The following is a 23,611-nucleotide window of genomic DNA, read 5'->3' as shown; positions in this document are numbered from 1 at the left end:
TTGACCTGATCGATCACTTCTCCGATTCCAGATTCAATTTCCAAATTTCCTCCGGTATTGGTTAAGCTAGGAAAATTACTTACTCCCAATACTTTTCCATAAGCAGTTAAAGATTCCTTTGCACCAGTTGAGCACAATAGKATATATCCTTGAGAAGGAATTGTATCCACGCCCAACAGGCATTCCTTATCTGCAAATTTCAACCTCCAATTTGTAATGACTATAGGATAATCTTTAGTATTGTAAAGTTCAAGATATTCGTAATCCAGTAATCCAACACTAGGTGAGGGATCTGCCATAATTTCATTGATCACTACATCATAAGTATGAGCAGGAGCAAAATATTCAAAACTCACCGAATCTGTATTTAAAACTGCTCCATCTAAATCAGAAATATTTTTGAAAATCAAATTATAAAAACCGGTCCGTAAGGCATCTCTTAGAATTAATATAATTGAATTCTTAGATATCATTTTCTGTTCCTTTATTTCTATTCCTTCGTGTAAATAATTTGTCAGATTAAAATTTCCACTTTTCAAGGAAGTCAATGAATCAATAGGTTCTGAAAATGACAAGAGTATTGAATCCTGATTCAGAGTTTCATATGATTTTAAAAAAGGAGCTGTATTTACATGTTGAATCTTCATATTATCTAGCCACAATTTGCCAGCAACAGAATAAGTCCCGACAGTATATTGCAAAGCAGTATACCATTTCTCAGACCTAGCTTCAATAATTGAGTGTTTAAGTCCTGCCAAAAGCCAGTTATTTTGATCTCCTAATCGATTATATCTCAACTCCCATGTACCATTTGCGGTATAATTTATCTGAACAGCCACAGTTTCATTCGTGTTCCAATCAAAATCAGAGGTGATCAATACTTGAGATTTATCATTTTTCGTTTTCCAAAGACTCAAGAGATCATTACTTGTATTTAGATTTACTCCAACAGAATATCTAATTTGGGTAGAATCAGGATTAGAATGATCCATTGCCAAATGAACTAGAAAATAATTGGAGGATGAGGGATCCCAATCACCATTTTTGAGAATAAAATTCCATTGGGTAGCACCCGTTTCCGGATTCCAATTTGGAATTAATTGAGATATATAACTATTTCCCGTTTGGCTGGTTAAATTGTGCTTTAAGACATAATTGCCATCAATTGCTTTGTAGGAAGATATCTTCCAATCCTCTGTATTTACCCATTTCTCCAGACTCTGATTCTCAAAATCCTGATTAATGCCACAATCATCATCTCCAATATAAATTGTGCAGGTATCGCTGATATAATCAGATTGTATGCAAAGACTGAACGGTTTGGTAGAATTACACTTTAGCGAATCAATGTTTAGAAAACCATTTTTCAATTCCCAACTTTCAGAATTAGCATCCAATCTATAATCCTTCTGAAGCAAACCCAGCTTTAATGAACCCGTTGCATTTTCATCCCTATTGTGATCTTCATCAATCACCTCTATCTGCAAACCAAATAGTTCTGTTGAATCTTTAATACAAAATGGAATTGAGGTGAAACTCACGTAAGATGCTTTTGTATCTATATTAAAAATTTCTGATTTAAGATCCTCTTCGAGTTCATCCTCAAAACTTGAACTATTCCCTAAACAATCCCAATCAAATCCTTGTTTCGGAATATAAACCTGAATTTTTTCATTATCTGGTAGTTGACTCTTGCGAAAATAAATACACAACTGAACGGTCTGTTGAATATGATTTGGAACTGTCAAAATACCTTTTGATGCATAAAATCGGATGTAATTCTCTTTAACATCATCTGTTGTAGCTATTATTTCTCCATTATATTTTAAAACTGCCCCTGCTATATGCGTTTTCCACTCAAAAGTACTTGCTGTTGTCTCCTTATAAAATTTCATGCTTTTTACTACAGTAGGAAATTTATCATGTAAGCCATCATCCGTAATCGTAAAATTGAGGACAGGAACAGCAACTTCAGGATTTGTTGCCAAAGAATTCAAATTAGTAATTGAAATTACGGATGCACTCTCCAATCTGGAGCTACGATCAACTCCGGAAATATTATCGCTTAATATGCTCTCCAATTCCTTAGATTCCACTAAAACGGTAAAATTTTCAGCTTTACTGTAAATCAAATCCTCCCAATTATATTCTCCCTTATAAATTCCTTGAATTAGTCCTGCCTGACATGTAATTTTACCAATCCCTGAGGCTAATGAGAGTGTAAGTTGGTCTTCACTATCTAAATCCTGATTTCCAAGCTCATCAAATAATTGAACCCGAATAGAAAAGGAGGCTTGAAAATCAACAGCCTTTGGAACTTCCGCAAATTTCATTTCTGTGGCTAGAACGTCACTAACAAATTGTGGTCCTGTCAAATCCGATGGAAAAATTTCACTCAAGCCACTCCCCTTTGGATATATCTCCCAATCTTGATGGGTGGCATCAATTTTCATTTGAAATATTTGCTGATCTATTGTTTCTCCAGATTTTAGATAAGCAAATATGGAATATTGTAAGCTATCTTCATTCTTAATCTCATATCCATTCTCAGATTCTGGAAAAGTAATATCCAAAAATTTATCTGTCCAATTAAGATTCACATTCAGTTCTGCTCCATCATTCATTAGGATAAAGCCGGCTATCGAGTTTTCCCAGTCAAGCTGATTGTTCTTAGAAGGAACGATTCTGATTTTTTTCAAATAGGTTGATAAACTATCCTTTCCTGCATCTTTCACCACAAATCGGAATACCTCCTTCGCATCCTGTTTTGAAATCTTTAAGGAAGAAAAAGTAGTATCCTGATTTATCCAATTAGTCATTTCCACAAAGGATTCTTCAGTATTTAAAACTATAATTGGGTTTGATACTAAGGTATTTAAACTTTTCGCTTGTGCAGCAATAAGTATCGTATCAGGATTAAGATATTGCAGAGAATCAAATAGAACCTTACCCTCCATTAATTGCTGATGGGAATTCAATTTTGTCATAAGAGAATCATCACCCTCATACAAACTTAATTCTACCCAATCTTTATTATCTATATCTTGATTACCAAATTCATCCTTCGCTCCTATCGCAACCGAAAAATACTCCTTTCTCATAATTGTATCCGGAATACTAGCCCAAATAAGTTTTGTTGCCTCAACTTGAACGGAATAAACGGCAGAGAAAAAATTAGGATTATCCTTCCTTATGTCAGAACCATTAGTATAAGTCTCAAATCCTTGTGCCGAATCCTTTATTAAAAATTGAATCTGATCTCCTTCGTGTAAAGCATTCTTTGAATTCAGATAACAGTGCAAATCGAATTCCATTTTATTCCCATCCGAAATCTCTAAAATCCCTTCAGCAAAGTTAAACCGAATGGAGTCGTTTCCTAAACTTATACTTGTTGGCTTTACTTCTATTCCATCAGCATACAACGTAAGTCCTCCGATGCAACTGTTCCAACCCAAAGAATTCTCAGGATGTGCATCAAAAAATGTCATACTTCTTAATTTGGTAGCTTTGCCATCTGTTGCCTGCTTGGTTTCATCAATTTCAAATTTGAAGCAAGATATTCCCTCTTCCGGAGTATCAATTTTTGTATTAATTAATTGTGGCGAAACAGGAACAGCAACTTCTCTAATTTCAGTAAGGCTCTCCCTTTCTACCGGCTTAAGATCACCTTCTATACTAATATCGTCAAAATAAACCTTATTACTGGATAACGAGTTATTCATTCTTACAATTACCACCAATGTATCACCACTAATTCCAGTTTCTGATGCTGTAAGAGAACCCCAATTCCCTATATTCTCACCATTTATACTTAAAGGAATTTCTTCTTTATTATCAATTATATAGGATAATTTAATGTATTTACTACTACTCGTTGAACTTCCTGTTTCAGCCGCTAGGATGCTAATACTGCAATTCGTATAAGAAGAGATATCTATGGCTTTACTTCTCCATATGGCTTCTCCGTCACAATCAACAGCTTCCATTCGTCCACCACTGGTTTCCACAACTTTCACATAATCGGCATCGTCAGCCAGTACACAGTTCGAGACATCCAAAGTCCAGTTGTTGATTCCTGATAAATCAGAATTGCTTCCCCAACATCCTTTATTTAAATTATTGGAAAAATCTATTGACAAAATATCCTCTCCATATGAAATGCTGGATATTAGTAAAAACATGAGTAATAACAATTTGCAGTAAAGAGTTTTTTTCATAGGAAAATCGTATTAAATTTGACTTGCTTTTTTGATCAAAAGCTAATTTAACTATAACCAAATTTATTAACAAGAATTTAAAGCCTTATTATGTTATGAGAATTGCAATTGTTGGTGCTACAGGATTAGTTGGCCAGAAAATACTAGAAGTTTTGGAGGAAAGAAATTTTCCTATTTCAGAATTGTACCCTGTAGCTAGTGAAAAATCAGTTGGAAAAGAGATTGATTTTAGAGGAAAAAAGTTTAAGGTAATAGCAATAAAGGATGCAATTAATTTAAAACCACAAATTGCAATCTTTTCTGCCGGAGGAGAAACTTCTTTAAAATGGGCTCCTGAATTTGCTAATGTTGGAACTACTGTTGTAGATAATTCTTCTGCATGGCGTATGGATGAAAGTAAAAAGCTTATCGTGCCCGAAATTAATGCCGCTGAATTAACCGGAAATGATAAAATTATTGCCAATCCCAATTGTTCTACTATTCAATTGGTGGTTGCATTGGCTCCATTACACAAGCGCTACAAGATAAAACGACTAGTTATTTCTACCTATCAATCGATCACAGGAACCGGAATTAAGGCTGTAAGACAGCTAGAAGCAGAAAGAAGTGGTAAGGAAGTAGAAAAAGCTTATCCATTTGAAATTGACAAGAACTGTATTCCTCATTGTGACGATTTTACAGAAAATGGTTATACCAAAGAGGAGATGAAACTGGTAAATGAACCTAGAAAAATCTTAAATGATGATTCTATCAAAATTACTGCTACAGCAGTTCGAGTTCCAGTTGTTGGCGGACATTCTGAATCTGTAAATATTGAATTTGAAAAAGATTTTGATTTGAAGGAAGTTCGGAAAATCCTCGAAGTGACAAAAGGAATTATCGTACAGGATGATATCAAAAATAACCTGTATCCAATGCCAAAATATTCGCATGAAAAAGACGAGGTTTTTGTTGGTAGAATACGAAGAGATTTCTCAAATCCTAACACATTACAATTGTGGATAGTTTCAGATAATCTTAGAAAAGGTGCTGCTACAAATGCGGTACAAATTGCAGAATTTTTAAAACTGAACCAATTGATTTAATAATATTTTAAATCAATAAAAATCCTTCTTTTTCAAAATTGATTCGGAAACAGAAAAGACCAATGTTAAACATTGGTCTTTTTTATACGAAGTGCTTAACCTCGAGTAATTTCAACTATAATTCGCAATATATATATTAAACCGCATTGTGCTTTAAATCATAAGGACTTGCATTTTTTGTTAATTAATCCAGCAAATTAGAATAATCCTGATATAAAAAGTCATTGTATGGGAACCTAGCCGAATGAATTTCACGTATCACTTCATACACTTTATCCCTAAATTCCTCAATATGCTCTTTTTCTTTTGCAGAAATAAATAAACATGATGTTTCTCCTTTTGCTAACCACATTTGCTTTAGTTCTTCCAAGCTATAATTTTCTCTGGTTTTGGGCAGCAAATCATCAGCATCTTTTTTTACATAGGTAAAAGCATCAATCTTATTAAATACTAAAAAGGTAGGTTTCTCTTTTTTATCAATCTCGGCCATTGTTTCGTTCACCACTTTAATATGATCTTCAAAATTAGGATGAGAAATGTCCACTACATGAAGAATTATATCAGCTTCTCTCACCTCATCCAAAGTAGATTTAAACGATTCCACCAAATGATGAGGTAGTTTCCGAATGAAACCAACGGTATCGGCCAAAAGAAATGGAACGTTTTGGATTACCACTTTGCGAACCGTTGTGTCCAAGGTAGCAAAAAGCTTATTTTCAGCAAAAACATCCGATTTACTAAGTACATTCATCAGTGTAGATTTCCCAACATTAGTGTATCCAACCAGTGCAACACGAACTAATTTTCCGCGATTTTTCCTTTGGGTAGACTTTTGCTTATCAATCTTCTTAAGATCTAATTTCAGTTTGGCAATTTTATCTAAGATTATCCTTCTATCAGTTTCAATCTGAGTTTCCCCTGGCCCACGCATTCCAATACCTCCACGCTGTCTTTCCAAGTGAGTCCACATACGAGTTAATCGTGGCAATAGATATTGATATTGAGCTAGTTCCACTTGCGTTTTGGCATGGGCTGTTTGCGCTCTGCTAGCAAAAATATCAAGAATAAGATTAGTTCTATCTAGAATTTTTCGCTTTAATATACGCTCCACATTTCTTAACTGAGTAGGTGATAATTCATCATCAAAAATAACCAATCCAACCTCCTCATTTACTTCCAAAAAGTCACTAATTTCCTGCAACTTTCCAGACCCAACAAAAGTCTTCGGGTTAGGATACTCTAATTTCTGGGTAAATCGTTTTAAAGTTTCAGCCCCAGCCGTTAATGCTAAAAAGTCCAGTTCATCCAAATATTCATCCACCTCTTGTGGGTTCATATTCTTTGATTGATCTACAATCCCAATTAAGATTGCTTTTTCAGAATCATTTTTTGTTGTAAGGTACTCTCCCATCTAATCAATTTGGTAGTAAAACAGTTTATTAACCAATCCTTAAATAATTAAAATTGATCTATTTATCATCTCATTTATTCTCCACAAATTACGTAATATTCGGGCAAAAATAAACTATATTCCGAAAAGCAATAAGTGAAAGCAAAAAAAGAGGCTCTGAATGATCAGAACCTCAAATATATAGTACAATATTTAATCAAATTATTGTAACTGGAAGTTGATAGGTACAGTATAAGAAACCTTAACTGGTTTTCCACGCTGTTTTCCTGGTTTCCATTTTGGCATAGTTTTGATTACCCGTATCGCTTCTTTATCTAAAGAAGGGTCAACTCCACGAACTACACGCACATTTTCAACACTACCAACTTTATTGATTACGAAGGTAATGAATACACGCCCGGTAATTCCATTTTCCTGTGCAATAACAGGATATTTGATAGATTTGGCAATCCACTTTTGCAATTCAAGTTGTCCTCCTGGAAATTCAGGCATATCCTCAACAATAACGAATACCTGAGCTTCATCTTCCTCTTCTTCCTCTTCCACTACCTGGATTTCAACCTCAGCATCTTGGTCAGCATCCGAGTCTTCAATCTCAAGCTCATCCTCAATTTCCTCTTCGTTGTCAACAATGTTTAACACATCGGCAACTTTAGGAGCTGGTGGTGGTGGTGGTGGTGGTTTAACTGGTTCTTGTCTGGTTACTGGAATCATTTCTTCCTCAGCTTGAGCTTCTTTTTGAACTTGCAGACCAGTAGCTTCACTAGAATCCACTCTCCATTCGAACGCAAGAAACACTAAAGCTAGAGTAAGAGCCAGCCCAATCTCAAGAAAGAGACCTCGTTTATTTTCAAGATCTGCTTTTGGTGACTTCTTAACTTCCATAATCTTCTTTTAATTTTCTTTTAAATTCAGCGTTTAAAAGTAAGTAATTCAATTTTATAATCAAAATCTCTTACTTTCAGAAAATAATTGAGGGCTAAAGGTATAAAAATAACTTACAATCATTTTTTAAAAATGGTAAAAACTGATATTCAAGCTATAGGGAATGAGGATAATTTTTCGACAAAAGAATTATATGGGGTTTTGATTTTGAAGAAACTCTCTGTAAATAAATGAACTATAAATTTAGTACACCCTTTTCTTTAAAGACATTCTAAATTATCCCTTTAAATAAAATGGAGTGAAAAATCCACTTTGTCCGAACTCATCCTACCTATACACACACTATACATTGCTACCAATCAATTGTCTATTGACAAACAATTTTTCGAACTAAAATAGATTCTTCACTCAATTAATCCATACGTAAAAAACGAAAAAATGTTTGGTTCTTGTTAATTTTCCTTGTTTTTCAGGTTTGAGATGTAGTTTTTTCATTTATATTTGCAAGCTCGAAGGGGGATTAGCTCAGTTGGCTAGAGCGTTTGACTGGCAGTCAAGAGGTCATCGGTTCGATTCCGATATTCTCCACCCTCAAATCTAGGCAGTTGCAGCATTTTGCTGTGGCTGCTTTTTTATTTGTTCGCAAACAGATTCGCAAACATCCAACTGCTATTTCCTTGAATAAAAATTAAAATTGCAGCTTAATTAAGAGCTATTATTTCTACACTATAGTTGAGTATTGTAGTTTTCTGTGTAAACCTGTAACCCTTCACCATTACAAATTGACATACAATTAGTTACAGGCTTACATTAGGATTTACACAGTTTACATCAAATTATAACCTATTGATTCTCAGGGGGTGTTTGGTTTACACAGATTTAAGAAACTAGTATACTTACCCTATTTGCTCTTTCGTAAATCAATGCTACATATTGCTCTTTTATTTCTTGTGGAAGAAAACTTATTTCAATTAGATCGAACCAGGATGGAATTATTTTCTGAAACTTAGCAAAGATTTTATCTTGTGCTTTTTGTGGGATTTCGAAAAGATTAAAACTAGCCTCAAAGTCTTTTCGTTTAATTTTCTTCTTCCTAGCATTAAGAGTAAGAGCCAAATCTTCATCATCCTCTTCCATTACCAATGCAGTAGATAGCATATCGTATGCAGGAGTTAATACATATCCCAAGTCTGGTTGATTTATTAATGAAAAATTCTTTAAGTGCATATCAGCATTTCCTGTCAAAAAAGAAAACACAACTTGTTCAAAGAAATTTATCAGATCCAAGCCAGGATTACTTGAATACTTCCTTATGGCCTTTCCAATCTGCTCATAAGATCCTCTATACTTAAATTCAGTTAAGCGTTGGTTAAGCTGACACATATCTTCCATCGGGAGCTTCTTTCCTTTTACTCTATCGATTCGTTTTGTGATGTAAGCCAACTTGCCATTTTTTAATCGAATAAGGGAATGTGGCACAGTGTTTATCTTCGAGACTGCTGCAAGATTCATTGTCAGGTCCTCCAATTCAGGAAGAAATGGAAACTGTTTAGTAGGAGGTTTTAAAATATATCCTCCCCACAATCCTACAATTGTAAATCTTTTATCGGAGTGTTTTTCTTTACTTCTGGATATCTCTAATGATAACTTTGGCTGCACACCAGTAACCGCAATCTTACTTTTTATAACCTGATCTGCTAATTCTAACATTTGCTCTTCAGAAAAATCCAGTAATGGTACTTCTTTTGAGTCGAATATCTTCTTACTACAGCTTGGATGATAATCTATTTGACCTTCCTGTAAAGACTTATAGCAATATAAACACCTATTATTTTCCATTACATACAATTTAATCTTCGGCTATAACAGATACAGCACCTATACAATCTCTACAACAAGCCATTAGTAAACCCATTCGATCTGCTTCTCTTAATTTCCAGTTCTTTTCGGCGATATCAAGCAACCACCCCTCTGGAATCAATCCATCAAAAAATGGAAACATAGTCACACTCTTATAAGGCTTATCTGTTAATGGTAAAGTTAGGCTGATTGCCTCTGGGCTTTTACTTTCAAGGTAATCTCTGTTGTAAACAAAAAGATATCCATCTTCGTTTTCAGATATAATTCCTGCCAACTGATCGTGCATATAAACATCTGCTTTTCTCATGGAATATCAGTTTTATTAAGACTAACAGGCCCCAATTCTTTACCAAACAGAATCAATACCTGATTTACTTTATCCATTCTTAAAGTTGCTTTGCCCTGCTCTAAATCACGTACAAACCTTAAACCCACTCCTGCTTTGTCTGCTAAATCTTGCTGAGTAAGATTCAATAATTTACGCTTTTGCTTTACGAATTCTGATAATGACATAGATTTATTTTTACTTTTTATACCTTATCGGGTATAAATATACAAAAATCAATCAAATTATACCCTATCTGGCACAAAAATGTTAATTCGAATCACACATATACCCGAAAGGGTATAATATTAATGGAGTTCATTTTTGCATATATTGTGTTTTATGGTTTTCCTGTGTAAACCTGTAAACCACAGCTATTATAGACTACTACACAGCATATTACAGGCTTACAACGAGGTTTACATCAATTACTAACTGGTTGATTTTCATGGGGTGTTTGGTTTACACTAAAACAACGACTACCATAAACATCAATCTAAAATCATATCTGGCAAAACCATACAATATGGCAAGTATTGTATTGACATACTATACAGAACATACAGTCTAATGCATGAAATTGCGATTCACTTGACTTATTTGTATTTTTCATATACTAAATCACAAAAAAATATGTTTTCAGAAAATATTAGCAGCATAGACATCGAACAGCATGTTCTCAATTTAATGGAACAAAATCCTGATTCATCAGTTTCAAACTGGGATTATTTAAACATCACTAAGAAAAGGAACAATACCACTGACTTTCTTATATTTTATGAGAAAGCTTCAGCTCTTGGAATAACCAATCAAGAATATGCTGCGATTTTGGGTGTTAGCACAAGAAAACTCAACAATCTTTTAAGAGGATATGACAGTTTGCCATTAGAGAAGTACGAAAAAGCACTACGAATTTTTGTTGTAATAATCCATGGCATTCAAATATTTGGAAATCAATCAAGATTTGCTGAATGGCTTAAAACTTATAATCCTGCCATTACTTACATACCAATTGAGCTAATAAGATGCGTAGCGGGCATTCAAATTGTGGATGATGCAATTACCCGAATAGAATATGGTGTCTTTACATAGAACAAGACAACGAGATTATCGTTTTTAGTTTAAACAAATTACCAATCTTCCTCTCCAACCGAATCTCCTGTATTAATCTCCGGGTGAATATTATCATCATTGACATCCTTCAATGATTCATTTAAATTCCATTTTGCATCACTCATATCCATTAACATTTTGTCATCTCCATTCTCATGGGCCTGCCTGGTAGCATGTTCCCAACCATCACGAATAAAATCATCCCTTTTGGCAGGAATAGACGTTTTTGTATCATCACATTGAACACATTCAGAAGCATATCCTTGAATTTTGTGAAATGATTTCCACCTTTCATAATCTAATCTCCAGCAATAATCCATAGAATTAGTCCCCTCTTCTTCAATTACAGGCCTAGCTCTCACCGAAAGCCATTTCTGAAAAGGTTCCTGATCCTCACTTGGAAGTTCCGAAATCAATATGTAGTCCACTTCTTTTTTCATCAGCTTTAAATATTGCGTTTAGTAAGACTATTGTTTAAAATTACGACACACTGAATTTTATTTGTAAATTACTTTGATATATTACCACTCCTCATTACCAACAGGATCTCCCCATGGAAACTCTTCATAGAAATTAGAGTCATTTATTCCTTCAAGTAATTCATCTAAATTATACATAGCTTTTCACTTTTTAAATTCATTTATTGATGCCTACTTATTCTCGTTACGGTACTCTATCAAACAATTGAATAATACTTCCTTTCATATTCTTCAATAATGTCAGAAACCTTTAATATTTCTTTTACTAAGGGATGAGAAAGAGGCATATCATCTGATGTAATTGGCAAGAGTTCTTCCAAACGAACTTCAGCTTTCTCATATTCTTTTTTGGTAGGAACGACGTTATCAGACATACTATCAATTTTATTTTTTGTTGAAAACTTATTTCAATAAGATAGCAAGAATCCCATAATTAAGATGTAAAATTGAAATAAAACTAAACAAGATCAACTATGAACAATTACCATTTCAACGATTACCAGAGCGAAGAACTAATTAAAAAATTCTCAGAAATAGATTTTAACAGGATAGAACAATCAAATACAGATGATCCATCCCAAGTCAAATTCTATCGTATTCTTAAGGATTTAAATCCTGATTGTGAATACGAGCTTTCTATTTTCTTTGAATGCAGTGACGATTCCTACTTTTACAATGGATCCTTTCTTCAAATCATTGAAACTGATCACTATCAAAAGCGAGAAAATAATAGCTTTACTTTTCCTGAATCAGCTACCGGGTTTATGGATGCTGGAGTATTGTACCGAAAAACTTTAAATGTAACATCTTTTGAAAATCTCAAAACTCTATTAAACATGGTGGATTTTGTTGATACAAGAGAACTATTAAGATTTTAGGATCCCTCTTATTAGAGATTAAAATAAATACTATAAAACAAACTAGTCGAATAGCTCTTTAAAATCATCCATCTAATGCTATTTTCATCTTATTTTTGCCATGTAGCTCTTCAAAAAATATTGCATTTGAGGATCATATAAACCATTCAATATCTCTATCTCACCCAAAATATTATCAGTGATATACAGAGCATAATGACACAAAAACAAATCGATATTGTCTAAGTCCGATTCTGATTCAATGCTTTCGGAAAAGCATTCAGGAATAGAAACCATATATATTAGAGAAGCATCTGCTAGAAAACGTATAATTTCCTGATCGAAGTTCTTATTGATAAGTAGCTTAGAAGAGTTGTTATGAAAACTGATATTAGAAAATGAACTCTGCGCATCTGCAGCTCTAATAAAAATTGAAAGATAGTCCAATTCCTTAGCGCTAATGCTAGACAAATTTCTTTTAATTTCTGACGGACCAAACCGATTCTGTATTATTCTAGAAACTTTTCGAGTTCTTTGCCCTCGCTCTACGCGTTGTACCTCTTCACAATTATCGCATTGGCAACACCGTGAATTTATATGTCCGCACTCAGGACAATATGCGTCGTCTGAATTAGAGCTCGATTTCGATCGCTTTACCCAAAGTGGTTTATTACAATGAACACAATTTTCATTTGTGATTTTTGGAGGTAAGAGTTTTACTAAGCCCGAATTGTAAGTGTCTATTTCGAACTCCTTTATTAAACTCTTATTGGCTTCTCCAGCTTTGTACCTGAGGCAAAGTTCACTGATTTGCTCTTGAGAAAGGTGAGATAATTTCTCATGAATTTTTAGGGGTAATGGTTTCATATCATTTGGGGATTAAAAGCTACCTCCATCCCAAAACAAAAAGAGGCATGCCCCCTATATCATTATACCACAGAAAGGTACGACCAAGCACCTAGAACCAGTATAACAAACAAGGGAACACACCAATTCCTGGTGCGTTCACTCGTCCATTTCTCTGGTTCTTAAAATTGGTCGTTTTTTCCGTAGAGAAACTTCAGTAACGCAATATTTTCTAATAGTAAAGGTAGATAAATACCTTTATTCAGCAAGATGGCTGCTCTTATATTTAATCGTTCTATGACTCCATACATGCCAGTATTACCATAAGTGTCGTATTCACCAGCATCAATGGTAATACCAGTAATTAAATTACCATTCATACACACCTTTTCTTAAAATAAATTTCTCAAAATCATAATTCACCTCCTTTATTGCCTCTCCAACTCCCAGCTTTAAAATTGGTTGACTATACGTATGAAATCCATTTACATCATCAAAAAAACGACCTGCAAGATCAACCATTACATAAGAACCTATCATGGCCTCATTATCTTCAGGAACCATAGATTTAAAACCTCTATGATTGTCAATAAAACATTGAAATTCCTCTTTTGATATAACCATATCATCAATCCAATTATCGTTTTGCCCTTTTATGGGTAAAACCTGAAGAACTTTCCATCTTTTGGGATCAGTTCTTTGAATAAAATCAGACATATCTTCCTGACAGTTATACTTATTGACGACAGTATTAATTTTTAAACCATAACCATATAGCTTTATCTTCTCAACAATAGAAATATAATGATCTGCCGACAAAGATTTGCGCCCAGCAATTCGTCTCCCTATGGTAGAGTTTGTTGAACTATTTAAACTATCAATACTAATTGCAATCCAGTCTAGAGATTTCCTATTATTCTTTAGAAATTGATCTGATAAGCGACTTCCATTAGTCACCAACATAGTAGTCATTTCTAAATCTTTTGCTAATTGAATCAAATCTGACAACCATGGACAAAGAGTTGGTTCACCTCCAGCAAATGTTATCTTTTCAAAACCAGCTTCGGCTAATTGACGAACTACTTCTAATGCCTCATTCTGTGACAAATGACCTTTAGGTAAAATTGTTTGCTTAACATCCTGAAATGATGCAAAACAAAATTTGCATTTCATATTACACGGCTCCCATAAATGGAAGTTTACACTTGGAATTTGGCTTACTGCTAATAAATTATTTTTCATCGAATATCAATTTAAATTAGTACGCCACCATGTGCAAAATTGACATTGATTTTCCTTGAGAATAGATCTATTCTCAGGGAATAATTAACAGTTTACTTTTTCGATTTTTTTTTATTAGACGTTCTTTAATTTTATTCACTAGATCAGGTTGTTTTCAAAATCCAATTTAATAGCATCAATATTTTTTCTTGCATCATTATCATTAGGATCTAATTCTAATACTATTGTGAGGCAAACATACGCCGGCAGTAATGCTTTTTGTTTTAAATGAACCTGTGATAAATTATAATAAGCATCAATGAATTCCGAATCTAACTGTATAGATTTAACATAGCATTTTTTAGCTTCTTCCAATTGCCCTAAATCAGAATTAATATCCCCTAAATGGCAATAGAACTTAGGGTTAGATGGATTCTGTTTTATGGCTTCTGAAATCAATATTAAAGCACAATCATCATTTCCTTTTCCATACTCTCTAATTGATTCATCACACAGTTGTTCGCCAGTAGAATTTGAAATAGTATAATATTTCTTATTAATTGATATAGGTGATGAATTTATTTTCGCCCAAACTCGATTATTCTCAATGATTTCAATTATTTCTCGAGCGGAATTACGCCTTTTTCCAAGCGTATACATTGCAATATTATTAGAAAATAATACTGAATTATAATCAAATAAATTTTGTTCCTCACCTCTCAATAATATCTGTAATTCAAATAAACTTATTTTATGAATCTTATATTTAGGATCAAATGAACTTATGAAAGTTTCACCATCTTTTTCGAATGATGTTGTGACAATTAATGGAAAGATTTGTAGCTGATCAATGGAAGCTTCTTTAATCTTAAGCTCATCCCGTATTACTCGGAAATTTTCATTTAAGTCTAATAAATTTTTATCTATTTGATACTTTGCTTTGGCTATTTCACGTTCAGTAAATAAATAATTATCCTTTAATGAAGCCCTTATATGTGTTGATTTTACCTGAATTACGAATAGCACTCCGTCCTTATAGGCTAGACAATCATAGTCTCCCTTTTTATTCACATGATTTAGACTTTTTGTGCTATTTGTACCAAAGGAATCACCAAACTCATTCACAACCTTCTCTTCTACAAGTTTCCCAAAGGTTTCTTTTAAATTAACATTCTGAATCAGATTATTTAAGGTAACAATATGAGCATTTATTAATTGCATAAACCAAGGCAACATTATACAAACCTCTCCAATCCGAATAATTGGTTTCAGATCTAATTGCTTTGACTTATCACTCTGTAAATTAGTTGTGTGAAAATCGAGTATAGTACTAGCTCCAAGCTGATCTAATTTAGTTAATGACATACACATCTTTTCTAAATCTGTATACTTTTCAATCCTAACAAAACAGTTATCCAGATTTAAACCTTTAAGCTTACTACAATAATGTTCAAAATCCTCTGACTCGGACATACAATGCTCCTTCCAACTTAATTCCTTAGTAATCGTATTTTCTCTAAATGCCTCCAAGGTATTAACAACATGACATAAAGGAATGCTATCTTTTAACTTGTAGCCAGATAAATTTAAATCTTCATAAACCAACTTATTTCGATATTGAGCTGTAAGCAAATTTGCTTGGTCTATAAATTGCTCTTCACTATTACAAGTAGCTCTATGATTTGGGTTGGAATTCACTAGCTCAAATGTTAAATCTCGTCCTTTTAAGATAAAATAGGAATTCCAGTATTCATATTTATTCCCATTTTTTACCCACAATAGTTCTTTGTTTTCATCTTGAGGTTTCAAAATAAGATTGCCTTTTCGATCTCTTATTGGTTTTGCATTTTTATCAAAACAGAAGAATTCAAATACATTACTTTTAAATTCTAAAAACTTGAATAATAAAACAAATAAACCATTATATTCTTCTTGCTCCTTTACATTGATAAAAATTCTCCTCTGTAAAGCTGACAGTTCATTTAAATCATAATTAATATTTCCACAATTACATCTATCAGAAACAAAATTATATATTGCGTTAATGGCTACATTAAAATCAGTTGAAACAACCTCATTGTTTTGATTCAAAAAAATGTTTCTCTCATGAGACAATGACAAATGAAAAAATAATTTAACTGGATCATTAAACAATTCAGAATACTTCTCTAGTTGCTTTTCATATGATTGATTTGTTTCTCTTAAATCTTTAAGAGTAAGATAGTAATCAAAGAGTTTCCCCGTCACAGATTGCAATGTCCTTTCAATCTTCTCCCAAATTTTTGTTTCAAGAAAAAGTTCGGTTGTTCTTAATGCTTGAATGGTCTCTTTAGGGAGTTTTAAAAAAACAAATTCAAATTGACCAGCATAAATAAGTCCGCGTAAATGCGTTGGTTCATTTAAGGCATTATTAACACATAGGGTTTCAATCGTTTTATCAGGATTATTTTCAAAAGCATACTGTAACAATTGAATGTTATAACAGCTCTTCTGCCTAAAATAATACTCCAGAATGGAAACGTAATTTTGAGTGCTTAATAGTTTTAAGAAACTAACTAATCCTTTGGACCAGAATCTATTATTCCAAAAGCAAGTTGATTTTTTACAAATGGGAAACCTACCAAGTACTTCATTTAACAAATCCGGATCCTCAAGATTTCTTAGAAGATAGTTGATATACTGCGGAACTTGAGGCTTTTCATTATTATAGAATCCCTCAAATTTTTTCAATATTTCATTTTTCATGTCTAAATAGATTAAAAGTGTAGCAAGGAGCTGAATCATACTTAGACAATGCGAATATAACAATATATTTTAGATTGTATCCAGTAAGGAAAATAAATTTCTTTAAAATTAGAAATGAAAATCAGAATTTTAACATATAAGATAGTATCTCTCAGGCCTTAATTGCAGTTTGTTTTAATAATTATCCGAATTTCATTATATCGACAGTTAAACACGGTTCACGAACAGATAATTTAAAAGTCAAATCTTTTGCGGTGCTCCTTGAAACGACCCAAGGAAGGATAAAACTTTTCATCATTCGGTAGAATGATAGATTGTCCCTGATAATTCATTAAACCTTGTCCGGAAGAATAATCACGAACATTTTTATGGATGAGAATCGTATAGTCATCAGATATAGCAAGCATCCCTCTATCAAAGGCTCTGTGAATGGTTGGTGAGAGAGCTATCCCATTGGTGATTGTATCATCGTAAGTATTTGCAAAGGGAGTGATGTGGCAGGCATCCACCATGGACATGGTAGCGGAGAAATCGATTTTTAAGCCTGTAATGGCACATTGTTGGTTATAGATTTGTTTTACAGCCTTACGAAAGGTCGTGCTACGCATGACCAATTCTTCTTCCACTTCTACTTTTGGTTTCTCTGTAATTATTCTTTTTACTTTCCTTGCATAGTTGAAAGCTGGGTCGAAAAGAATTTCATTTCGTATGCCCTCCGTCAAAAGCTCTGGTTTTAATAAATCATTTTCTATATAATTTGGAAAATACGTAGACAAAATGGTTTGACGCATAATTTCACGCTGTATGGGATCTAATACTTTCAAATAAAACTCATCGGATAGCTTTGCTGCAGCAACACAGTCGACCAAAGCTCTGTAACTTCTGATTGAACTGCTTTTGGTTACCGGTAGTTTCTTTCCTGGAAAAGTAATGAGCTCCCAAAACTTCCCCTTCTCATTTTTTAAGTGGAAAAATGGCAGAGAGAAATTGGGGGTATGTTCCGTATGAACCAAATGCTCCCAAATATTACGGAAATGCACCAATAACTCTCCTGATGGTTCGATCCAGTTATTGATGATCTCTCCCTTTTCAAATGCCCGGATTACTGCCAATAATAGGATTGGCTTGTGAGGTGCAGGACCATATTTGCTTGTGCCTCTTTTTAAACTTGCTATCTTATTAATAAGTATTTCCATATTCTGTAACAACTAGCAAACTTAACATTTAAAAGATTTTAACACCTTAATATCCAATAGGAAAGATTGTCATAGCATGTCATCTTCTATCTGCCAAAAAAGCAATCTACACAAATAACATTTTGACATAATATAAATAAACAATTGCACCATTTTACCGAGTGTTGGTCAAAGTATAATCCAAATGTTAAAAAATGTAAATCTCTGGCAAGGCTTTTGAACAAAAACAGCAGATCAAAAAAAACACGTAGCCGACAAAACAAAAAAAGGCCGTAAAGGTAATACGACCAAAGAAGAAAATATTGCGTCAACAATATTTTCAGGCGGGCTTGTCACCCACTTACAATTGATATACATATCGAATTGTGCGACCAAAAGTAATTATAATTTTCTTTTGAACAAATCTAAGTTACAAGTTGCATTTACCTAGAGTGGATCCGCTCTATTCGGACTGGACGATTAATTTTTAATCATTTAAGAATGAGTAAAAATATTCATGTGGTTTCACACGAAAAAGGATGGGCTGTGAGGACCGAAGGTAAAAAAAGTGCAGCGAAGTGCACTAGAACACAGGCTGAAGCTATTAAAGTTGGAAGACAGATGGCAAAGAATAATCAGTCAGAATTAGTAGTACATGGTGAAGATGGAAAAATCCGACAAAAGAATAGTTACGGAAATGATCCACATCCACCAAAAGGTTAAAACTTAAATTTTAGAAAAATGAGAATTATCAAAAAAAGAATACAAAAACCTGATAAATATTTATCAGGAATTAAAATGGATGCTAAATTTTATATTGGTATTCCAGTAGATGATTGCGATCCCAAAAAGATAAATAAAATCGGCTTCAAGGATACTATAGATGAAGGTGATTGTATTTTTCCAAACATCATTGGATCAATTACAAGATTTAATGCTAATGGCAAACAGATTCCATTAAAGAATTTGCCCAAGGAAACGTTATTTAGAGATGCTTGGATTAAAGATTGGCATGATGATTATCATGCTGTACAGATTCCTTATAAAAGGTATCCCAGAAAAAAGATTAATCCGCCTAATATTGAATTAACGGTTATTAATAAGGACGGAAAATTAATTGTAATATCGCCTGAATTAACTTTTTCGGATAGTGAAAAAGAAAATAACAAACATATTATTAATTTATTTCTCGAATGTTTTGGTATGGCAGATGTCTACCATGAAGATTTATCAACTTCAACCGATATTAAAATCAAAAGGTTAAATTGGGAAGTTTTGCCTCCAGGTGAGTATCCATGGGATAAAATGGAAAAACATGTTAAAGCTGTAACAAGAAGATTCAGTAAAACGAAAAAAACTCACTTAGATAAGAGGATTGAAATCATTAAGCAATTTAATCCTGACTTTATGGCCATTGGGAATGGGGGATTCCAAAGATATATGGTATTTGGTTTTGAAGATCAAAATCTCTACTTATTAGAAGGGTATGATTATGGAAATGCAACCTATGTTTTGAGAGATGATTGGATGAGTATTTCTCAATTAACAAAGAAGGAGATCTTAGATGGAGATTTGCAGGAAGAGAGAATTACCCACCTTAAAAGTTGGGAAAATAAGATCAATAATTTGCTGACACCAGAGGAAGCGTTTTAATAAAATGAAGCTCCAATTAATTTTCGATTGGAGCTTCATTTAAAATTGTTAGATTATATTATTTCTCTAAACATGCTGTTAAATGCCTTTGCATTATTGTGACAGTAAGTATTTGAAAAAATATTAGCCTCCACATTTGAAGTGATAGCATGAATATTAACTCTGATAAGTTTGCCAATAATGATTAATCAAATTTAAGAATTGATCAATTCTAATAATTAACACATAAAACAAGAGATGAATTATGAGAATAATAATTCATCTCTTGTTTTTAATTTAATTCCTGTCTGTTCAAAGTAATCAGAAGTATTAATCAAATCCTCTTTAGCAAGATTGTCCAAAATACCGTACTTAAGAACTAATCGTTTTGTTTTATCAAAAAATAGGACATTATAGAATAGTAACATTAATTCAAAAGAGGACATTTGTGCCTGTATGAAGTTGGCATATTTTTTATGATCAAATACAATATTCCTTTCTGAAAAATGTTTTTCTGATGATTCAATGAAATTTAAAATATTATACAAATGCCTGAAATAATGCCCTATTTCATAATGATGAACTTTAAAGAATAGCTCATAAGATTTCTTCTCTTTTTCAAACACCTCTGTTCTGGAAAGATTATCCCAAATATCTTCAGTTAAGTTGTAAGTTTTATTGAAAATTTTAAGTTTTTGTATGTCATTTTCCTCAGTCAGAAGAAGCTCATGTTCATATTGAGGATATTCCTCATGAATAATAGCTATCTCTTCTTTTAACGACTCTTCCGAAAATCGTCCTAAATGTTTTTTATAGGAAATTGATTTAAATAGATAATTTAAGGCCTGCTTTGATATCCGAAAATAATCTAATCCCATAATCTGAAATCTGCTATAATTTAAATCTTTACTGGTTGTGAAAATTCCTTTTATATTTTCTGTTATCGAACGCTGATTATTTAACAAATTAAAAAAAGTAGTTTCAAAACTTTGGATTTGTGTAGCTTCCTGCGATTTCTTTATTTCATCCTTTTGATAATTTAAGGCTGTATAATAAAGGAATACACCCGCTAGTGTCCAAAAAGGACCTATTACAGCACCAAGAAAGCTCCCTATTTTATAGGTTAGATCAATAGAATCTAATGTTATATCCTTGCCAGAATATTCATAATTCCCTACTAGTAGTAAATAGCCGAAAATGGCCATTATGCCTACACCTATTAAAATAGATAATAATGCAACTCTTTTATAAGTAATTACTCTCTTCAAATCACTAAAACTAGACTTCTTTGACATCAATGTAAATTTCGTTTTTATCCTTTACAATTATTCGCTAGTAGTAAACCACCTTCGTATCCACTTTATTGCAGTATAAATTCCAACTACTGCAAAACTAAACAGGACCAACCACCCAAAGGCTTCCTTATCTTTTTCCTTTATGCTTACTGCCACTCTTTTATGAAGATCCTTAAAAAAAGGCTTTAATTGTCTACTGGCTTTAACTTTATATGTTTGGGCATCTACTAAAAAATATTGAGTAATATTCGGAATGAAATTACCAATATTAACTCCATCCTGAACGAAGGCTACCACAGGTTTTTCAAAACTATGAGCCATTGCGGATTCAACCTGAATCATCTCAGGTATTGCATAAGTCAAATTTGCCTTATCAGATATTTCTGATTGAATGTATCGAGGTGGAGCTGCTACAACAAGAATATCACATGCCTGAATTTCCTTTTTCATTGAATCAGAAATTGGCTCTGCGTAATTTACATGACGACCAACCGTACCACAAGGTTCAAAACCATATCTTTTAACTACTTTTTCAATTGCAGTATTAAATTTTAAATCTTCATCTCTTACACTACAGCTAATAAAAGCTTTGGGTTTATTCTTCTTACTCATTACCTAGCTTCTATTTTTTGATTTAGAATCCATCCATTCTTTTGTGTAAAAAAGAACAGGAATACATAAAGCAAGTATTGCGATCCCTATAAGTGTTAACCCATTGGTATCGCCATTGTATAACGAAAGAGCGTATAAGACAAAAGATGCTATACCCATCATTACAGGTTGAACTGCTTCATCAGGTCCTGGAGTAAAAAGCATGTAAGCTAATTCAACAGCTGTTGCGGCACCCAAGCCTATTGATACTATTTCTAATAACTTAATTTGATCATATTTGCAATACAGTGGTTTAAATTCTTCCCAAAAAGGATAAGTATCCAATGTAGCACCCATAGATTCTAACATCTTATAACCAACCAATACGAACAATCCAACTCCGATAGTAAATTGGACAATATTTTTTAGAATTTTAACAAGAATGACAGGCCAGGTCTGGTGAACCTTTTTACTATTGTTTTTTATGAATTCATCTTGTGTAAAAAAGAACAAGATTTGACAGAAAAATGATGAAAATATGTTTTTAAAAAATTGTTTCCAGGAAGATGCGATTTTCATTTTTTTTTTGATGTTTTCTTCTTCCATTCAAAATCAACATTTGGATAAAAGTATTGAGGTTTCAAATATTCATCTTTATTTGCAGGAAGTGGTATGAAATATTCTGGCAGATTACGTATTAGATCATATTTAGTAATTAAATCTACACCTCCTGAATATTCCCAATTTTCACCTAATGAAGAAATAGAATTAATAAATAATAATGCCTGCTCATAATTTGACATTTGAGCTCGTAACAATTCTATATATTCCTTTTTCTCTTCCTCAGACAACAACCACGATGGTTGCTTATCGATATATTTAACCGAACGATAAAAATGTCTAAAATAATGAGCTAAATGATATTGATGTCCACCAAAAAAATTAAGCTTACCTTTGCTTCTACCACATTTTGTAATGGATCTATCTTTATTTTTTAATGATCCTGAATAATCTCCAGGATCAACTTGGCAATCATAAACTGCAATAAGCTTACGAGCTGATTCAATAATATTTTTAACGATTGAGTCATCTGAATTCTTCCACTCTTTTGCTACCTCTGACAATCTGTTATCTAACTCTGTTGTTATATCATGTGGTGTACCCCAAAAAGTTATTAAATATGCTAAATTGCTATGTGTGTGAAACTTATTCCAATTTTCTTTATCGATTATATCTCGCTTATAATTAAGATTATATTTATCAATATTGGTATAATTTTCATTCTCGTATGTAAACTTGCACTTTGATAAAACCTGCATGTTAGAAAATAATTGCTCATCTACATGTTTTAGTGCCACTTTATACTGCTCAAAAATCGTTTTTATTACTCTGCGACCAGTTACATATTCTTCATCGACTTTTCTACCTTTTTCACCTTCATAATAGAAAGGATTTCGAAAACGCATCTCGGAAATATTCTCTCTATAGTATTTTACCATCTCAAAAAATTTAGCTTCCACTTGCTGGCGACGAAATGAACGGATTTGAAACAATAAAGTTGCAGCAAGAAGAAATGCTCCAATAAAAGATCCAAAATGTGACCAAGCTTCAGTGTTAATTGTATCGGATAATCCTCCAGAACCAGTAATAAATAAGTAGATTATAATCCAGAATATCCAATAAGCCCAATAAATTTGTTTAAGATTTTTAGAAAAGAACTTTTTAATTAGTCAAACCTTAAAAACATATCATAGTATTGATAACCAATCAGTAAACATTTTTATTGTATATCTAAATTTGCAAGCAAATGTGTATCTTAGTTAAAAAGCTTGCAGATATGGTTGGAAAACAGAACAAAACACCTCAGTTAAGTA

The 23,611-nt window shown here is 32.9% G+C and carries 23 protein-coding genes and 1 tRNA gene; 6 read left to right on the top strand and 18 right to left on the bottom strand.

The annotated features are described in order from the left end of the window. The coding region (locus DLK05_RS15695) for a lamin tail domain-containing protein (RefSeq protein ID WP_209319921.1) at positions 1–4,181 on the bottom strand (4,181 nt) is incomplete at its 3' end. 131 nt (positions 4,182–4,312) lie between these two features. On the opposite strand from DLK05_RS15695, the gene DLK05_RS15690 reads away from it, so the two are divergent. Then, complete coding sequence (locus DLK05_RS15690; RefSeq protein ID WP_127344957.1) at positions 4,313–5,302, top strand: aspartate-semialdehyde dehydrogenase; 990 nt, start codon at positions 4,313–4,315, stop codon at positions 5,300–5,302. 184 nt (positions 5,303–5,486) lie between these two features. Here the strand turns inward: DLK05_RS15690 and hflX are convergent, their stop codons facing one another. Together hflX and DLK05_RS15680 are read right to left on the bottom strand one after the other, a co-directional pair. Then, complete coding sequence (hflX, locus tag DLK05_RS15685) at positions 5,487–6,713, bottom strand: GTPase HflX (protein ID WP_127344956.1); 1,227 nt, start codon at positions 6,711–6,713, stop codon at positions 5,487–5,489. A 201-nt stretch (positions 6,714–6,914) separates the two neighbouring features. Beyond that, complete coding sequence (locus DLK05_RS15680; protein WP_127344955.1) at positions 6,915–7,598, bottom strand: energy transducer TonB; 684 nt, start codon at positions 7,596–7,598, stop codon at positions 6,915–6,917. Positions 7,599–8,112: 514 nt separating this feature from the next. Between DLK05_RS15680 and DLK05_RS15675 the strand changes: the two genes are divergently transcribed. After that, positions 8,113–8,186: transfer RNA gene (locus DLK05_RS15675), tRNA-Ala, on the top strand. 291 nt (positions 8,187–8,477) lie between these two features. On the opposite strand, the gene DLK05_RS15670 is transcribed toward DLK05_RS15675, so the two are convergent. Genes DLK05_RS15670 through DLK05_RS15660 form a run of 3 tightly spaced genes read right to left on the bottom strand, consistent with a single transcriptional unit; the run spans position 8,478 to position 9,971 of the window. Next, complete coding sequence (locus DLK05_RS15670; protein ID WP_127344954.1) at positions 8,478–9,437, bottom strand: HipA domain-containing protein; 960 nt, start codon at positions 9,435–9,437, stop codon at positions 8,478–8,480. A gap of 10 nt (positions 9,438–9,447) precedes the next feature. Beyond that, positions 9,448–9,765 carry a HipA N-terminal domain-containing protein gene (locus tag DLK05_RS15665; protein ID WP_127344953.1) on the bottom strand — a complete coding sequence of 106 codons (318 nt, stop codon included), beginning with the start codon at positions 9,763–9,765 and terminating at the stop codon, positions 9,448–9,450. Next, a complete protein-coding gene (locus DLK05_RS15660; protein WP_127344952.1) occupies positions 9,762–9,971 on the bottom strand; it encodes a helix-turn-helix transcriptional regulator in 210 nt (69 codons plus the stop codon). Before DLK05_RS15660 ends, DLK05_RS15665 begins: the two co-directional genes overlap by 4 nt. 382 nt (positions 9,972–10,353) lie before the next feature. Here DLK05_RS15660 and DLK05_RS15655 point away from each other — a divergent pair, with 382 nt between their 5' ends. Next, positions 10,354–10,875, top strand: coding sequence for an Xre family toxin-antitoxin system antitoxin (locus DLK05_RS15655; protein ID WP_127344951.1), 522 nt, complete (start codon positions 10,354–10,356; stop codon positions 10,873–10,875). Between the two features lie 38 nt (positions 10,876–10,913). Here DLK05_RS15655 and DLK05_RS15650 read toward each other — a convergent pair whose 3' ends face one another. The 3 genes from DLK05_RS15650 to DLK05_RS17585 form a co-directional block, all read right to left on the bottom strand. Then, complete coding sequence (locus DLK05_RS15650; RefSeq protein WP_127344950.1) at positions 10,914–11,336, bottom strand: hypothetical protein; 423 nt, start codon at positions 11,334–11,336, stop codon at positions 10,914–10,916. An 81-nt stretch (positions 11,337–11,417) separates the two neighbouring features. After that, positions 11,418–11,513: an AbrB/MazE/SpoVT family DNA-binding domain-containing protein gene (locus DLK05_RS18545; RefSeq protein WP_438830187.1), complete on the bottom strand. Its 96-nt coding sequence runs from the start codon at positions 11,511–11,513 to the stop codon at positions 11,418–11,420. A 59-nt stretch (positions 11,514–11,572) separates the two neighbouring features. After that, positions 11,573–11,749 (bottom strand): hypothetical protein, encoded by a 177-nt coding sequence (locus tag DLK05_RS17585; RefSeq protein WP_209319920.1) that lies wholly within the window; start codon positions 11,747–11,749, stop codon positions 11,573–11,575. A gap of 99 nt (positions 11,750–11,848) precedes the next feature. Here DLK05_RS17585 and DLK05_RS15645 point away from each other — a divergent pair, with 99 nt between their 5' ends. Continuing rightward, positions 11,849–12,253 carry a hypothetical protein gene (locus DLK05_RS15645; protein WP_127344949.1) on the top strand — a complete coding sequence of 135 codons (405 nt, stop codon included), beginning with the start codon at positions 11,849–11,851 and terminating at the stop codon, positions 12,251–12,253. A gap of 84 nt (positions 12,254–12,337) precedes the next feature. Here the strand turns inward: DLK05_RS15645 and DLK05_RS15640 are convergent, their stop codons facing one another. The 5 genes from DLK05_RS15640 to DLK05_RS15620 all read right to left on the bottom strand — a co-directional run bounded on the left by DLK05_RS15640 (position 12,338) and on the right by DLK05_RS15620 (position 18,240). After that, positions 12,338–13,099 carry a hypothetical protein gene (locus tag DLK05_RS15640; protein WP_127344948.1) on the bottom strand — a complete coding sequence of 254 codons (762 nt, stop codon included), beginning with the start codon at positions 13,097–13,099 and terminating at the stop codon, positions 12,338–12,340. 161 nt (positions 13,100–13,260) lie between these two features. After that, positions 13,261–13,458: a hypothetical protein gene (locus tag DLK05_RS15635; protein WP_127344947.1), complete on the bottom strand. Its 198-nt coding sequence runs from the start codon at positions 13,456–13,458 to the stop codon at positions 13,261–13,263. Continuing rightward, positions 13,448–14,320: a viperin family antiviral radical SAM protein gene (locus DLK05_RS15630; protein WP_127344946.1), complete on the bottom strand. Its 873-nt coding sequence runs from the start codon at positions 14,318–14,320 to the stop codon at positions 13,448–13,450. Before DLK05_RS15630 ends, DLK05_RS15635 begins: the two co-directional genes overlap by 11 nt. Before the next feature lie 138 nt (positions 14,321–14,458). Beyond that, entirely contained in the window at positions 14,459–17,044 is a 2,586-nt protein-coding gene (locus tag DLK05_RS15625) for a tetratricopeptide repeat protein (protein WP_209319919.1), read from the bottom strand. 233 nt (positions 17,045–17,277) lie between these two features. Then, complete coding sequence (locus tag DLK05_RS15620; protein ID WP_127344944.1) at positions 17,278–18,240, bottom strand: HNH endonuclease; 963 nt, start codon at positions 18,238–18,240, stop codon at positions 17,278–17,280. 480 nt (positions 18,241–18,720) lie between these two features. Between DLK05_RS15620 and DLK05_RS15615 the strand changes: the two genes are divergently transcribed. Next, positions 18,721–18,942 carry a DUF2188 domain-containing protein gene (locus tag DLK05_RS15615; protein ID WP_127344943.1) on the top strand — a complete coding sequence of 74 codons (222 nt, stop codon included), beginning with the start codon at positions 18,721–18,723 and terminating at the stop codon, positions 18,940–18,942. Positions 18,943–18,960: 18 nt separating this feature from the next. Continuing rightward, positions 18,961–19,872 carry a hypothetical protein gene (locus tag DLK05_RS15610; RefSeq protein ID WP_127344942.1) on the top strand — a complete coding sequence of 304 codons (912 nt, stop codon included), beginning with the start codon at positions 18,961–18,963 and terminating at the stop codon, positions 19,870–19,872. Between the two features lie 242 nt (positions 19,873–20,114). On the opposite strand, the gene DLK05_RS15605 is transcribed toward DLK05_RS15610, so the two are convergent. The 4 genes from DLK05_RS15605 to DLK05_RS15590 are packed head-to-tail and all read right to left on the bottom strand — an operon-like array spanning position 20,115 to position 23,236. Further along, the gene (locus DLK05_RS15605; RefSeq protein WP_127344941.1) at positions 20,115–21,146 is read right to left on the bottom strand and encodes a putative phage abortive infection protein; all 1,032 of its coding nucleotides are present in this window, start codon (positions 21,144–21,146) and stop codon (positions 20,115–20,117) included. A gap of 30 nt (positions 21,147–21,176) precedes the next feature. After that, entirely contained in the window at positions 21,177–21,758 is a 582-nt protein-coding gene (locus tag DLK05_RS15600; protein ID WP_127344940.1) for a hypothetical protein, read from the bottom strand. 3 nt (positions 21,759–21,761) lie between these two features. Beyond that, entirely contained in the window at positions 21,762–22,343 is a 582-nt protein-coding gene (locus DLK05_RS15595; RefSeq protein WP_127344939.1) for a hypothetical protein, read from the bottom strand. After that, positions 22,313–23,236, bottom strand: a complete 924-nt coding sequence (locus DLK05_RS15590; protein ID WP_127344938.1) for a putative phage abortive infection protein — start codon at positions 23,234–23,236, stop codon at positions 22,313–22,315. Before DLK05_RS15590 ends, DLK05_RS15595 begins: the two co-directional genes overlap by 31 nt. Positions 23,237–23,611: the final 375 nt, after the last annotated feature.

This window comes from Ancylomarina longa (assembly GCF_003996985.1).
GTDB lineage: Bacteria > Bacteroidota > Bacteroidia > Bacteroidales > Marinifilaceae > Ancylomarina_A > Ancylomarina_A longa.
This window is presented reverse-complemented; position numbering and strand designations above follow the sequence as displayed.